The organism is Peribacillus frigoritolerans (assembly GCF_001636405.1).
GTDB lineage: Bacteria > Bacillota > Bacilli > Bacillales > DSM-1321 > Peribacillus > Peribacillus frigoritolerans.
Genome location: NZ_KV440950.1, coordinates 3,122,407 through 3,138,083, shown reverse-complemented (window position 1 = coordinate 3,138,083; position 15,677 = coordinate 3,122,407). Strand labels below are relative to the sequence as shown.

The following is a 15,677-nucleotide window of genomic DNA, read 5'->3' as shown; positions in this document are numbered from 1 at the left end:
GTAAATGTTACTTAATACACTTCTTATAAAGGGGGAATGAGTGATGGCGGAAAAACAAGATGAAATGGGAAGCATATTCAGTTTCATTAAAGGCCAGGTAGATAAGCTCCCAATTTCACAATCGAAAAAGACCAAAATGCTCGACCAGCTCTTAAAGCTTAAAACGATGACTGTTGATGCAAGGGAACCGCGAATTGCTCTTGTCGGTAGAAGAGGGTCTGGAAAATCCTCACTGATCAATGCGATGTTTGGTCAGGAACGGCAATATGTCAGTTCCGTTAAATCTGGAACGGGTAAGGGTAAATGGTTATGGTACCCGAGTGATGCCGAACCCAAAATTCGTTTGCTGGACTCACGCGGGCTGGGTGAGAGTGAAGCTCCTACGGAAGAGTTCGAAGAAGATACACCATTGGATGAATTGATAAAAGCGGTGACTGAAGAACAGCCTGATGTGTTTCTTTTCTTAATTAAAGCAAAAGAAGCGGATTCACGTATTGAAGAAGATTTACAAGAATTAAATAAGCTGCGCAAGATCGTTAAAGAGAATCACCATTATGATGTTCCTGTCATCTGTGTGGTCACACAAGTGGATGAATTAGATCCGCCACATTATAAACAAGTACCTTTTGATGCCAATCCTAAGAAAAAAAAGAATATTGATGAAGCCATCGCTTTGATGTCAAAACGATTTAAAGATAGTGAAATACCACTTTTGAACATTATTCCTACTTGTTCGTATATTGACTTTGATGAAAGCGGAAATATTGAATATGATATGCGTTGGAACATAGATTTGCTTTCTGATTACTTAATTGAGGCCTTACCCAGTGAAGCGAAGCTGAAGACAGCCAAAGCGATGCAGAGCCAATTCGTTAAGAAGAAATTCGCGCGGACGATAGTGGGAACGTTTACGGCAATCGCAGGTCTAATCGGTGCAGAGCCAATACCTTTTGCCGATTTTCCCATTTTGACCGGCATTCAAGGTTTGATGATTGTGGTGATTGGTTTTATCGCGGATAAAGAAATCAATACGAAAACGGCAAGTGAATTCATTGCAGCGTTAGGAATCAATGTTGGCATCGGACTCCTTGTCAGGGAAGGTGTCAGGGCTGCAGTCCGTTTCATCCCAGGAGCTGGTCTAGTCGTTTCCGGAGCGGTAGCGGGTGCCGTCACTTATGGAATCGGGCAAGCCGCGATAGCTTACTTTCTAGAAAACAAGAATATTGATCAGGCGAAGGAGGCTTATAAGAACGCGAACAAAGAATATAAAAATGAAGACATTGACTCTTAATGTGCAGATTCGAACCATAAACTACACTAAGGTGATATGATAAAGTGGAGTTAGCAGTTCTGTATCTGCTGCTGGATGGTTCAAGATTTTTGTTTACTAGAGGAGGGATGATCTTCATGTCGTTTTTTCAATCACAGAAGCAAAAAGACTATTTACAAAAATTAGAGGACGCGATTCAGTTGTTTTCCGGCCGATCTGAGGCACTTGATGATTCAAAGGGGTTTCCTTATGAAAACATTCAGGAGTTAAAGGAATTCGGATACCCCCAATTAACATTAGCTAAAGAGCATGGGGGATATGGCGGTTCCTTATATGATTTTCTCCTATGCCAAGAAAAAATAGCTCAATATTGCGGCCCAACAGCCTTAGGAATAGGCTGGCATGTCGGAACGGTACTTTCCTTATCGGAGAAGAGACCTTGGGAAAAAGGAGTCATGAAAGAATTGTATGATGAAGTGTCGAAAGGTGCACTAATCAATACGGCAGCATCTGAGGCTGGAACGGGGAGTCCGACGCGCGGAGGCCGACCGGAAACGATCGCGATCAAAAAGGGTAATCAATGGAATTTGAATGGGAGAAAGACTTTTACTACACTCTCTCCCGTCCTTGATATTTTTCTCGTAACGGCATGGGTTCCCGAGGATGAGCGACTTGGCACATTTTTAGTTCATCGTGATGTAAAGGGTGTAAGTATAGAAGAAACTTGGGATATGATTTCCATGCAGGGGACAGGAAGTCATGATCTGGTGTTAAATGATGTCAGCCTGCCTGAAAAGTATTATGTCATGAAAAGCAATCCTGGTGAAAAAAGAAAACCTGAAGCGTGGCTATTACATATACCGGCTTGCTACTTGGGAATCGCAGTGGCTGCCAGAAATTACGCAGTCGAATTTGCGAAAACCTATTCTCCGAATAGCTTACCAGGACCAATCAGGGACCTTCCGAATGTGCAACGTACAATTGGGGAGATGGAACTGGAATTGGGTGAAGCACACCATTTCCTTTACTCTGTCGCAGAAAAATGGGTGCGGCAGCCGGAAGATCATGATGAATTATCGAAGCAATTGGGGGCAGTTAAGCTATCGGTCGTCAACAAATCGATCTCCATCGTCGATAAAGCGATGAGAGTCGTCGGAGCCAAAAGTTTACAAAGAAACAATCCCCTGCAACGCTACTATAGGGATGTACGCGCAGGACTCCATAATCCTCCGATGGATGATGCGACAATCACCACGCTCGCAAAATCAGCTCTTTATTAATTCTTATTCAAATATTTTTTGATGGCACTGAAATGATCGTTTCAGTGTTTTTTCTGTTCTTTTTCTAACATTAATTTGTGTTTTCGTTTTAAGGGCATGATTAGGTGTAGTCATTTTTCCATACACATGTAAGACTTCTAGAGTGTGGGGAAAACTAGAACAAAACATTTACATGGATTCAATTGCAAAATAAAAAGAGGCACGAAAAGTACTATTCACACCTAATCAAAGGGAAGGTGCCCTGCCACCCTAGTTGAAAGCTAACTGATGATTTGAAGTAAGCTCTGTGGAGATGAGTCTCTACAGAGTTTTTCTTCATTTTTCTCATTTTGTGCCGCTAATCCATATTCCAACTCTATATCACTTATACAATCTATATTTTTTTCTGGAATACGGGAGAAAATAGTATTAGAAAATCTCTGAATCGGCGCTTGGCTTTTTTTTGTTTTATGGGAAGTTCAATAAACCGCTTGAAGGTAGTGTAGAGAAAAGAACCGTTGAAGTGGAATTTAATCCAGACATGTACCATACCATTAAAAAAAGAACGTGCGAATTGTAGCACGATTTCTTTTTGAGTAACATATACTTTACCTGGGTATGGTTTATTATTAATCTGGCCGTTAATTGTTTCCATACATCCTGTGGAAAAAGGAAATGGCGTTTATACTCTCAAATTCGACCTGCCTGAATACTCTTATAATGTGTTTGTTGATAGTAAACCCGGAAACCTTGTCATCAGGTTAGTCCGATAGAGTTTGAGGTTGATAAAAAATTTGAGGAGAATTTAAGTTTTGTGGTAAAGTCAATAGCTATCCATTCGTTATAGAGGTCAAATAATAAGAAAAAAGGGGAATTTATATGAACTTAGATGGGGTTAGCCAACATCTATTAATTTGCAACGGGAAAACATGCACGAAAAATGGAGCAGAAGAAGTAACAGAGACGATTAGGGGGGAATTGAAAAACTTAGAACTACAAAAGGAGATTCACACAACAAAAACATTATGCAACGGCCAATGCAAGCATGGTCCGATTGCTGTTCTATATCCACAAGGAACCTGGTATAAAGAAATGAATAAAACAAAAAGTAAAGAACTTATTCGTCAATTGAAAGAAAATGACAATGTTCATCTAGGTTCTGAATTTTATTACCATGATGGGAAAACATTCAAGAACCAGAAGAGTGAATGAACTGTAACATCTCACTTCTATATCTAAAAAGGATTTCTGTAGGACGCTTTTCTGGAAAAAAAATTGCGATATTCAGTGGACTGATCATTTTTAACCATCAGTCGATAATTTAATCAATAGAGTTTACATCTCCCCATTAATACTAATTGAAAATTGTTCTCTTGGAAGTTTTACCAATATGAAAAAAAATACCCGTTCTTTAAGAACGGGTATTTTTTATATAACATTACCTCAAATTCTTTCCCGGATGGCGGAAGAGGTAACTTTTAATTTCCTCATAATAATTTCACTAGCTTATCATTATCTATCTTGATATGATTGATATGCCTGTCTAAATCTTCGAAAAATATCGAAAGTTCGGTGTAAAAATGAATCTTATGACCAAAGATTTACTGATTAACTTTTTACTTATCCTTTTTCCGATCTTTTTATTGCAAATGAGCTATCTAGTGAAGTATGTATACCGTTTAGATGCATTAAAAGGATCCTTCCTATCGATTTTCCCTATTCTTTCACTTGTTCTATGCATGTTATTTCCCGTTGTTATAGAAGAGGATTTTGTTTGGGATCTTAGATGGATCCCTTTTCTGTTAGGCGGTTTATATGGAGGCTATCGGTTAGGAATCATATTGATAGTCATCACTCTTGTTATCCGCTATTTATCAGGGGGTGATAATGGATTTTATATATCTTGCATCACTTTTCCACTAGTGGGTGTTTCCTTGTTTTTAATATCTAAATACTATTTGAAACTCTCTGTCAGTAAAAAAATTCTCATCGGTATATCATTAATCTTCATTGTTCATATTCTCACGCAGTTTATTTCAACAGTAGTATTTGAACTCACTATCGGCATAAGTCTATGGAAACAATACTTCACGATCCAAGTCATTGGAATTGTTGTTGTAATCTTACTATGGGAGGTCATCCTCACTAATTTTCAGGTTCTCGAAAAATTAGTGAAAGCGGAAAAATTGCAAATCGTTAGTCATCTGGCTGCAAGCATATCTCATGAAGTCAGAAATCCCCTTACAGTTACCAGAGGATATATACAAATGTTAAGCGAAGACGTTTCTTCCCATACAAAGGTCAGATATGCAAATATTGCACTGAAGGAATTGGATCGGGCCACGGATGTCATTAATGACTATTTGACATTTGCTTCCATAAGCCCTGAAAACACGGAGCGATTAAGGGTATCGGAGGAAATTCAGCATGTCGTGAACAGCATAAAACCCCTAGCTAACAATAATGGAACAGAATTGAAGTTATCACTAATCGAAGATGGAGCTTATTCTATCATGGGGGAAAGGAAGAAATTCCAGCAGTGCTTGTTCAATATCCTAAAGAATGGCATAGAATCGATGGACCATGCTGGCGAAATATACATAGATTTAATTCGTGCTGCCTCCACCATCCAAATTAAAATCCAAGATCAGGGAATTGGAATGACACAGGAACAGATATACCGTTTAGGTGAGCCTTTCTTCACGACAAAAAATAAAGGGACGGGGTTGGGCATGATGGTTTCATATAGCGTTATCAAAAGCATGGATGGTACGGTACATGTGTCAAGTGTACAAGGGAAAGGGACATGTTTCTCCATTAACCTGCCCATACATAAATACGAGCCTAATTGAGTTTAGTGTAAATTGACAGCTTTAAAACTCATAGATTACAATTTAAGTAAACTACCAATATTATGAAATGATTCAATGACGCATTTGATACCTAAGGGAGATGATTGCATGAAATCGCTTACAGATGGACAAATCATTTGGGAACCGACAAAGGAACAAATCGAGCAAACGGTATTGACTCAATATGTGAAATGGTTAAAAGAAAAGAAAGGTTTAACATTTCATGACTATCATGAATTATGGAAATGGTCGGTAGATGAACTGGAGCAATTTTGGGCTTCAATTTGGGATTATTGTGATGTAAAAGCCGGCAGGACATATGACAGGGTTTTAGCCGAGCAAACTATGCCAGGTGCGAAATGGTTCGAGGGGGCAAGGCTTAATTATGCTGAAAATGCATTATTGAATGATCAAGAAGAGAAAACGGCGATTTTTTTTCGTTCCGAACATATCAGGCAGCAAGAGGTTAGCTGGAAAGAGCTGAAAGAAAAAGTGGCATCTGTCGCCCATTCATTAAGGAAACTTGGTGTGAAATCAGGTGACCGTGTTGTTGCCTATATGCCAAACATACCTGAAGCGGTCATAGCCTTCTTGGCAACAGCAAGCATAGGTGCCATCTGGTCCAGTTGTTCACCTGACTTTGGGGCAAGAAGCGTCATAGATCGTTTCAAACAGATTGAACCAGTTGTATTACTGGCGGTTGATGGATATCAGTACAATGGAAATGTATATGATAAAACATCGGTCGTCTCCCAGCTTAAGCAGGAATTGGTCACTGTCAAGCATACCGTGCTGGTTCCTTACATAGAAAAAAAGATTTTGGAAGTGAATCTGGCAGATACAGTTCCTTGGGATGACCTATTAAAAGAAAAGGCAGAATTATCTTTTGAAAATGTTCCGTTCGACCATCCGCTTTGGATTCTCTATTCATCTGGTACAACCGGAATGCCAAAACCGATTGTACAAGGGCATGGCGGTATATTATTGGAGCATTTAAAATCAACAAGAATTCATCAAGGCATGACTTCCGAGGATACCGTATTCTGGTTTACGACGACAGGCTGGATGATGTGGAATCTCCTTATGGGTGGTTTGCTTAATGAAGGGACCATCGTCCTTTATGACGGCAGTCCCTCTTTTCCGAATATGGATGTTCTTTGGGAATTGGCGCAAGATACAGGCATGACTTTCTTTGGAACAAGTGCACCATTCCTTACGAATTCCATGAAGTTAGGAAACAAGCCCCTGGGGAAATATGATTTATCGAAATTGAGGGCTCTTTTTTCTACTGGAGCTCCATTATCTGGAGACGGTTATAAATGGGTGTATGAAAATGTCAAGAAGGATATCTGGCTCAGTTCATCCAGTGGCGGGACCGATGTATGTGCTGGATTTGTGGGGGGTGTTCCAACATTGCCCGTGAGGATCGGAGAGATACAAGGAAGGGCATTGGGTGTTTGTGCGGAAGCCTTTGATGAGCATGGTCAAACATTGATTAATGAAGTCGGTGAATTGGTCATTACCAAACCGATGCCGTCCATGCCACTATACTTCTGGAATGATCAAGATGGGACAAGATACTATGAGAGTTATTTCGATACGTATACTGGCATATGGAAACATGGTGATTGGATAAAGATCGACGACAAGGGCAGCTGTATCATTTATGGACGTTCCGACTCGACCATCAATCGTTCTGGTGTACGGATGGGAACTAGCGATATCTACCGGGTCGTCGAAGCGTTAGACGAGGTGATGGAAAGCCTAGTCATTGATAGGGAAGTGCTAGGCCGCGGTTCCTCACTGCTGTTGTTCGTAGTCCTTAAGCCCGGGGAAAGTCTGGATGCAGCATTGACGGCAAAAATCAAGGAACAAATAAGAGGGCATGTATCCCCTCGCTTTATCCCTGACCAAATCCATGTCGTTGGACAAATTCCTAAAACGTTGAACGGAAAGAAGATGGAAGTCCCGATACGTAAAGTGTTATTAGGTTTCGAGTTTGATAAAGTAGTGAATGCAGACTCCATGGGAAATCCAGAATCGCTTCAGTTTTTTAAAAAATTGGCACTCGAGTTGAATGAGAAAAAAATATTCTAGAATTCAGGCGGAGCAAAAAGCTTCATCTCAAACTGTAGACAATCTCGATGAATATCGAGTTTGTCTACAGTTTTTTTAGTGTTTTGTGTAATTTATACGTTGATTTCCACTCAAGGCACTCGCTTTTCCCGCAGGATTCTCGTACCTACCGTTCTAATCAATTTTGTTTTAATTTTTAAATAGACCCCTTTTGTCTACAAACTGAGGAGGAGCAAAAAGCTCCGTCTTTTTAAATTTCTCTTGATTGAACTTAGAGATGATTCTCCAACGAGCAACTTCTCCATTTCTGGATACTGGTCTTTGATTTTAGAAGTTTATGCCATATGCCATCCATGACTCTCATACGTATAGTGCACCTTTTCCCGTTCAATCTTAAAAATAAAATGTGCTGTTGGAAATATTTTCTTGACAATTTATAAACAGATGAATAGAATAAAATGGAAAGTCAGTAAGTACTGACAGTCTATTCGGAGGAAGTGAGAGCATGAGTAGCAGTAATAAGCTTAGTACCGATGATAAGCTGCTGTTGGCGGCAATCGATCTAATTGCAGAGAAAGGGTACAATGGTGTTTCTACTCAGGAAATTGCTGGTTCCGCAGGTTTTAGTGAAAAAACACTATTCCGTCGGTTTGGAAGCAAGCAAAATCTTTTAGAAACGGCATTTGACCGATATCATTATGCTGAAGAGATGACCAAACTTTTTAATGAAGAGCAAATCGTGTGGGATTTGCATTCAGATTTACTACTAATCAGTCGAACATATCATGAAATCATGAATCGTAACCGGAAAATGATTATGATAAGTATCAAGGAGGAAGGCAATTTACCTGGTTTTCGAGAAAAAACACAAAAGCATCCCCGACAGTTACTGGGAATTTTGACAAACTATTTTAACACGATGCATGAAAAAGGAAAGCTTATCCCCACAGACCCAGAGCTTCAGGCGTTGTCGTTCATGATGATGAATTTTGGTGCCTTTATGAACAATCTGGATGCCGATGAGAACTATCCAACCGTGTCCCTGGAGGCATTTATCATGGAGAGTGTGCAAACATTTACTAGGGCTTTGACTCCCTAGTTTTTCATGAAGAATTATGACAGTCAGTACTGACTCGCTATGGTGATGAAAGAAATGCCAATTTTTAATGTATTAAAAAAATAGATTAAATGACAGGAGATTATGAATATGAAATCAAGTAATACAATAGTATGGATTAATGTATTTACAGCTAAACCAGGCAAACTAGATGAATTGGTTGCTATCCAAGCTGAAGAACTGCTCAATTTCAAGAAGGGATCACAAGGTGTTCCCGGTTGGATCAGCAGCCGTTGGCATCGTTCTGTAGATAATGATAAGGCAATTATGGTAACGATCTTTGAGAGTATTGATTTTCATAAAAATTGGTTAGAAAAAAGTGAATTCAGAGAACATCTTAACAAAATAAACCATCTCATTGAAGATACAGAAGGTGGGTACTACACGTTAGTGGAAGAGATTGAAAATATGTAAATCCCTCAACTTATGAGGTTATATTCTTAAACAATTAATTGGCCAGTAAGTTTTTACGAGGAGGAGAAAACATTGGAAAAATTAAAGATTGGAATTATCTTAGGAAGCACACGAATAGGACGCGTAAGTCCACAAGTGGGAAATTGGATTAAAGAAATAGCTGATAAACGAGAAGATGCAACTTATGAAATCGTCGATATCGCAGATTTCAAATTGCCGTTTTTTGGAGAAGGCACTGGTAAAGAACCAGGATTATTAGCTTGGTCAGAAAAACTCTCTAGCTTGGATGGTTTTGTGTTTATCGTACAAGAATATAATCACAGCATTACAGGGGCATTAAAAAACGCACTTGATTCCGCACGTGATGAATGGAACAACAAAGCTGCGGGCATCGTAAGCTATGGTTCAACTGGCGGAGCCCGTGCAGCCGAACATTTGCGTGGCATATTAGGGGAATTACTAGTTGCGGACGTTCGTGTAAATCCAACATTATCGCTATTTACAGACTTTGATAACTTCAAAACGTTTAAACCAGCTGATTTACATCTTGGTAATGTCCATGCAATGCTAGATCAAACAATTGCATGGAGCGGTGCGCTAAAAAATTTACGTTAAGCTTGATAGTTTACTAGCTAGGTCCTTCCTCTCTAACTATTTAACAAAATTCATGTTAGTAAGTACTGAAGCCTAAATAAAAGGTGCATAAAGAGCTTATTCCTTAAGCATAAGCAGGCTGCGTTCCACATTCAAACTTTTAAACAAAACGAGACAAAACGAGACAGCAATCTCATTTTGTCTCGTTTTGTTTCTGCTGAAAATAGTTAAAGTCCTAATTTTACCGTCTCCCATTTTGGCACGGCAATTGCACTATATAAGATTGACTCGCTATTACTGATTGGGGGCTGAAAAATGGAAACGGTTCAATCGAATGAAATAAAGTTATCACAGGACAAGGCTTATTGGATGTACAAGAAAATGCTGGAAATCAGAAAATTCGAAGACCAAGTTCATGAATCTTTTGCAAAAGGGATTTTACCTGGGTTTGTCCATTTATATGCAGGGGAAGAAGCGGTTGCTGTCGGTGTATGTGCCCACCTATCCGAAAAGGACAACATTACAAGCACTCACAGGGGGCATGGCCACTGTATTGCAAAAGAATGCGACCTAAACGGGATGATGGCTGAAATCTATGGGAAAGTGACTGGGCTTTGCAAAGGAAAAGGCGGTTCGATGCATATTGCCGATTTGGACAAGGGGATGTTAGGTGCAAACGGGATAGTCGGCGGAGGCTTTCCGCTCGCATGCGGTGCAGCATTAACTGCCAAGTATAAAAAGACAGATCACGTTAGTGTATGTTTTTTTGGTGATGGTGCCAATAATCATGGGACATTCCATGAAGGGATAAATCTTGCGGCAATCTGGAAGCTGCCCGTAATTTTCATCGCTGAAAATAATGGGTATGGAGAAGCCACGCCTTTCAACTATGCTTCTAGCTGTAAAACGATAGCCGATCGGGCGATAAGCTACAATATCCCGGGTGTCCGGGTGGATGGGAAAGATGTATTGGCCGTGTATAAGGCTGCTGAAGAAGCGATTCAGAGGGCTCGCAGGGGAGAAGGCCCATCATTGATCGAATGCGTTACGTATCGTAATTATGGCCATTTCGAGGGAGATGCACAGAAATATAAAAAGGAACAAGAAAAAAAGGAACATAAACAAGAGAAAGATGCGATTGCCCTATTTAGGAATTACTTACTGAATCAGAATCTGCTGGCGGAAAAAGAACTGGTTTCTCTTGAGAATGCCGTTGAGGAATCTATTAAACAAGCAGTTAAGTTCAGTGAAGATAGCCCATATCCAGAAGCGTCCGATTTATTAAACGATGTTTATGTATCTTATTAAACCATAAAAGGAGGAATTGAGATGAGTAGAAAAATCAGTATGTCGCAGGCAATAAATGAAGCAATGGCCATGGCAATGAGAAAAGACGAGAATGTCATCCTCATGGGAGAAGATGTAGCCGGCGGTGCAGAGGTCGATCATTTGCAGGATGACGAAGCATGGGGTGGCGTCTTAGGTGTCACGAAAGGATTGGTTCAAGAATTTGGCCGGGATAGAATTCTTGACACACCCATTGCGGAAGCAGGATATATGGGAGCGGCCATGGCAGCTGCTTCGACAGGCTTGCGACCGATTGCCGAGTTAATGTTCAACGATTTCATTGGCAGCTGTTTGGATGAAGTATTGAATCAAGGTGCGAAGTTCCGCTATATGTTTGGGGGGAAAGCACAGGTTCCCGTGACGATCCGTACGATGCATGGTGCAGGGTTCAGGGCTGCAGCTCAGCATTCACAAAGCCTTTATGCCTTGTTCACCAGCATTCCAGGATTGAAGGTCGTCGTTCCCTCATCCCCCTATGACGCAAAAGGGCTTTTACTTTCAGCCATTGAAGATAATGACCCTGTCATCTTTTTTGAAGATAAAACGCTATACAACATGGTAGGGGAGGTTCCGGAAGGCTACTATACAATCCCAATCGGCAAAGCAAAAATGAAAAGGAAAGGCTCAGATTTGACGATCGTTGCCATCGGTAAACAAGTTCACACCGCGATGGAGGCTGCTGAAAAACTCACAGCTAAAGGAATTGAAGTTGAGATTGTCGACCCGCGGAGCTTGTCACCACTGGATGAAGAATCGATTCTCTCCTCTGTTGCAAAAACAAATCGTTTGATCGTGATCGATGAAGCGAACCCAAGATGCAGTGTCGCAACGGATATTGCCGCACTGGTGGCGGATAAGGGATTTGACACGCTCGATGCGCCAATCAAGAGGATTACGGCACCACATACACCTGTCCCTTTTTCTCCACCGCTTGAAGATATTTACCTTCCTACATCAGAAAAAGTGATACAAGCCGTTTCAGAATTATTAGGGGAACCTTCCATTCTAGGAGTGTAAATAAATCCAGATGCATGCTCCAGCTTTTTCGCATAGAACAGCAAAAGTTGGAGCAACAAAACCAATGATGGATAAAACAAACCATTATGAAGGGAGAAATTAGATATGGCTGTCGAAGTGGTAATGCCGAAATTGGGCATGGCAATGAAAGAAGGCACTGTTTCGTTATGGAGTAAGGCTGTTGGGGATCCAGTCGAAAAAGGCGAAGCAATAGCCAGCATCAATTCAGAGAAAATAGAAATGGATATTGAATCTCCAGCGGAAGGTACGATTCTGAATATAGCTGTTCAAGAAGGACAAGGAGTACCTCCAGGAACCGTTATCTGTCATATCGGAGATCCGAATGAAAAAATAAAGTTCGATGAACCTGTTGCTGTAGAGACCCATTTGGAAATTGATGAACAAGAAAAGCCGAAAACAAAAGAGTCCCCCACTTTGCCAATGGGAGATCGTTTGATGATCACTCCGGTTGCACGAAAAATGGCACAGGCAGCGAATCTTGACATTGAGATGATTCAAGGCACCGGACCAGGAGGAAGAATCACTAAAGAAGATGTCCAGAAAGTAATTGAGAAAAGGGATTCCATCCCGGTAAGTACAGAAGAAAGAATAGTTCCGCCAAAACCTGCTATAGAGAGTCAGCAGCAGATTCCTGTTAAGGGAATGAGGAACATCATTGCCAAACGTATGAAAGAGAGCTTGCAAAGCAGTGCCCAATTAACGCTAACGATGAAAGTTGATGTCACTGATCTAGTCATTTTGCAAAAACAGGCTACAGAAACGCTGCAAAAACATGAATCAACTAAATTGACTTTAACGGACTTTGTTGCAAAGGCTGTCGTGCTTTCACTTAAAGAGCACCCTAAAATGAATAGTGCCTATATTGAAGATAACATCATTTTGTATGAGTCTATCCATCTTGGATTAGCGGTGGCCTTGGAGAATGGACTAGTAGTTCCCGTCATAAGAAATGCCGAAAATTGTACCATAAGACAGTTATCGAAAAAGGGGAAGGAGTTGGCCCGGTGTGCACGTGACGGTCAATTGCCTATTGAAGACATGCAAGGTTCCACTTTTACAATCAGTAACCTCGGGGCATATGGCGTTGAGCATTTCACACCCATTCTCAATACACCGGAAACGGGGATACTTGGAGTTGGCTCTGCTTATGATACCCCGCTTTATATTGGCGAAGAATTGGAGAGAAGAACGATCTTGCCACTCAGTTTAACTTTTGATCACCGTGTACTGGACGGGGCACCCGCTGCTGCCTTTTTACAAACACTAAAACGGTATTTAGAAGAGCCGATCACCGTTATTTTATAGAAAAGGAGGGAAAGCCTTGAATCGTATAGTTATTATAGGCGGTGGTCCTGCAGGGTATGTAGCGGCAATCACTGCTGCCCAGCAGGATAAGGAGGTCATATTGGTAGTCGATGGGCCATTGGGCGGAACCTGTTTAAACGAAGGCTGCATGCCAACGAAGTCATTATTGAAAAGTGCCGATACGTATGACTTGGTGAAAAATGCCGGGCAAATGGGAATTCGCCTTTCCCCCAATTCGATTGAAGTAGATTGGGATACCGTACAGGAACGAAAAAGAGAGGTCATTTCTAAACTAGTGAACGGCATTCGATATTTAATGGGTAAGAATAAAATAAAAGTTATACAGGGCAGGGCTTCTATCCTTTCAAGCAATCGACTGCGGATCGAGAACGGAAATGAAAATGAAGTGATTGATGCAAGTAAGATCATCATTTCAACGGGATCAGAGCCGATTCCACTCCCTTTTGCACCGTTTGATGGTGAATGGATCATCCACAGTGGTCATGCCATGTCACTTCCTGTCATTCCCGATTCCCTGCTAATTGTCGGAGGCGGTGTCATCGGATGTGAATTTGCCAGCATTTATAGCAGGCTGGGCACCAAGGTTACCGTTATCGAAATGGGGGAAAAGCTGCTTCCAGGGGAAGATGAGGATATCACGAGCATTCTGCATGAAGAATTGAAAAACCAAGGCGTTACGGTCCATACCTCCACAGCTGTCAAAAACATCAATGCAACCAGTAAAACGGTATTTTTGGAAAATAGCGATGGAAAATTGGAAGAAATACAAGCTGATTACGTACTCGTATCTATAGGGAGAAGACCAAGAGTGAACGGAGTAGGCTTAGAGGAAAACGATATTGATTTTTCCCGGTTTGGCATCTCGGTGGATGATCGAATGCAAACAAGCAATCCAACGATTTATGCCTGCGGTGATGTGATAGGAGGCATCCAACTTGCCCATGTAGCTTTTCATGAAGGACGGGTGGCGGCTCTGAATGCCTGCGGCCAATTTGCACAAGTGAATTACCGGGCAATCCCTCGCTGCATTTATACCTCCCCGGAGATTGCCAGTGTAGGCTTGACCGAAAAAGAAGCGCGTCAAAAATATGGTGAAATTAAAGTTGGTGAATTCGCTTTTTTGGCAAATGGGAAAGCTGCCCTTTCCAATAAACCGGTAGGAAAGGTCAAAGTCCTAGTGAACCCACAATATAATGAAATTCTAGGTTTTTCCATTGTCGCTCAGCATGCAACAGAATTGATTGGACAAGGAACGATCATGCTGCATGCAGAAATAACGGCAGATATGATGGAAGATTTAGTGGCGGCGCATCCAACCTTGTCGGAATCCATACATGAAGCTCTTTTAAATGTAGTAGGTCAAGCTGTGCATTCCTAAAATAAATAAGTTTTTTTACTGAAGGGGGATTTTGTATGGTTAGCAGTCAACGGACGGCAGTCGTCACTGGTGCAGGACGTGGTATCGGACGTGCCATTGCATTAAGATTAGCTCAAGATGGATTGAATGTGGTCATTAACGACGTCAATCTGGATACGGCTGAATCGGTCGTGAATGAGATAAGGGAACTTGGACGTGAAAGCTTTGCCGTTAAAGCGGATGTAAGCAACAGACGGGAAGTATTCGAAATGGTGAATCAAGTTGTGGAACGTTTTGGACAACTGGATGTTATGGTTTCAAATGCAGGAATTGCTCAAATAAAGCCTCTATTGGAAGTAACTCAAGAAGATCTTGAACAGATTTTCAATATAAATGTAAATGGTGTCCTCTTTTGCCTGCAAGCCGCGGCAGAACAAATGAAAAAGCAAGAAGGAGGGAAAATCATAAGTGCTGCCAGCATAGCCAGTTATAAAGGTTTTAGCTTACTTGGTACATATTCGGCCACAAAATTTGCCGTTAGGGGCATTACACAAGCGGCAGCACAGGAATTGGCACAGTTCGGCATTACGGTGAATGCATACTGTCCAGGAATCGTCGGCACGCAAATGTGGGATTTAATCGATGAAAAAATGGGTCCATATATGAATCTTGCTAAAGGGGAAACATTTAAAAAGTTCACAGATTCCATAACCTTGGGGCGCTCCGAAACCCCAGAAGATGTGGCGAAATTCGTCTCTTACCTTGCTTCACCGGATTCGGATTATATGACAGGTCAATCCATCATGATTGATGGAGGAGTTATTTTCTCATAAAGTTTATTGTTTAAATGGAGAAGCATCATGTGAATGATCACATGATGCTTTTTTTGCAAACTCAATCTAAATATTGTAAGCGAATACATAATCTACTATAATTAAAAAGACCTCGATTAACATCCTATTTTATTACTCCATGGTATTTTTCCTCTAGATTGACTGGTCAAATGAAGGTTCAAACCAAATGATTA

At 41.0% G+C, this 15,677-nt stretch carries 13 protein-coding genes; all 13 read left to right on the top strand.

The window, feature by feature from the left end; all coding sequences use genetic code 11:
* Positions 1-43: 43 nt before the first annotated feature.
* The 13 genes from A6755_RS15025 (at position 44) to A6755_RS14960 (ending at position 15,483) form a co-directional block, all read left to right on the top strand.
* Positions 44-1,291, top strand: coding sequence for a GTPase family protein (locus tag A6755_RS15025; protein WP_034311978.1), 1,248 nt, complete (start codon positions 44-46; stop codon positions 1,289-1,291).
* Positions 1,292-1,407: 116 nt separating this feature from the next.
* Complete coding sequence (locus tag A6755_RS15020; protein ID WP_063591160.1) at positions 1,408-2,550, top strand: acyl-CoA dehydrogenase family protein; 1,143 nt, start codon at positions 1,408-1,410, stop codon at positions 2,548-2,550.
* Between the two features lie 858 nt (positions 2,551-3,408).
* Positions 3,409-3,741 (top strand): (2Fe-2S) ferredoxin domain-containing protein, encoded by a 333-nt coding sequence (locus tag A6755_RS15010; protein ID WP_063591158.1) that lies wholly within the window; start codon positions 3,409-3,411, stop codon positions 3,739-3,741.
* A 368-nt stretch (positions 3,742-4,109) separates the two neighbouring features.
* A complete protein-coding gene (locus tag A6755_RS15005; protein WP_063591157.1) occupies positions 4,110-5,381 on the top strand; it encodes a sensor histidine kinase in 1,272 nt (423 codons plus the stop codon).
* 108 nt (positions 5,382-5,489) lie between these two features.
* Entirely contained in the window at positions 5,490-7,478 is a 1,989-nt protein-coding gene (locus tag A6755_RS15000) for an acetoacetate--CoA ligase (RefSeq protein ID WP_134402148.1), read from the top strand.
* Positions 7,479-7,962: 484 nt separating this feature from the next.
* Positions 7,963-8,556, top strand: coding sequence for a TetR/AcrR family transcriptional regulator (locus A6755_RS14995; RefSeq protein ID WP_063591155.1), 594 nt, complete (start codon positions 7,963-7,965; stop codon positions 8,554-8,556).
* Between the two features lie 108 nt (positions 8,557-8,664).
* The gene (locus tag A6755_RS14990) at positions 8,665-8,988 is read left to right on the top strand and encodes an antibiotic biosynthesis monooxygenase family protein (protein WP_063591154.1); all 324 of its coding nucleotides are present in this window, start codon (positions 8,665-8,667) and stop codon (positions 8,986-8,988) included.
* A gap of 72 nt (positions 8,989-9,060) precedes the next feature.
* Positions 9,061-9,603 carry an NADPH-dependent FMN reductase gene (locus tag A6755_RS14985; protein WP_063591153.1) on the top strand — a complete coding sequence of 181 codons (543 nt, stop codon included), beginning with the start codon at positions 9,061-9,063 and terminating at the stop codon, positions 9,601-9,603.
* A gap of 294 nt (positions 9,604-9,897) precedes the next feature.
* Positions 9,898-10,890, top strand: coding sequence for a thiamine pyrophosphate-dependent dehydrogenase E1 component subunit alpha (locus A6755_RS14980; protein WP_063591152.1), 993 nt, complete (start codon positions 9,898-9,900; stop codon positions 10,888-10,890).
* Between the two features lie 21 nt (positions 10,891-10,911).
* Positions 10,912-11,946, top strand: a complete 1,035-nt coding sequence (locus A6755_RS14975; protein WP_063591151.1) for an alpha-ketoacid dehydrogenase subunit beta — start codon at positions 10,912-10,914, stop codon at positions 11,944-11,946.
* 105 nt (positions 11,947-12,051) lie between these two features.
* On the top strand, positions 12,052-13,272 hold the full coding sequence (locus A6755_RS14970; protein ID WP_063591150.1) for a dihydrolipoamide acetyltransferase family protein: 1,221 nt from the start codon (positions 12,052-12,054) through the stop codon (positions 13,270-13,272).
* A 16-nt stretch (positions 13,273-13,288) separates the two neighbouring features.
* On the top strand, positions 13,289-14,671 hold the full coding sequence (gene lpdA, locus A6755_RS14965) for a dihydrolipoyl dehydrogenase (RefSeq protein WP_063591149.1): 1,383 nt from the start codon (positions 13,289-13,291) through the stop codon (positions 14,669-14,671).
* Positions 14,672-14,706: 35 nt separating this feature from the next.
* Positions 14,707-15,483: an acetoin reductase gene (locus tag A6755_RS14960; protein ID WP_034311940.1), complete on the top strand. Its 777-nt coding sequence runs from the start codon at positions 14,707-14,709 to the stop codon at positions 15,481-15,483.
* Positions 15,484-15,677: the final 194 nt, after the last annotated feature.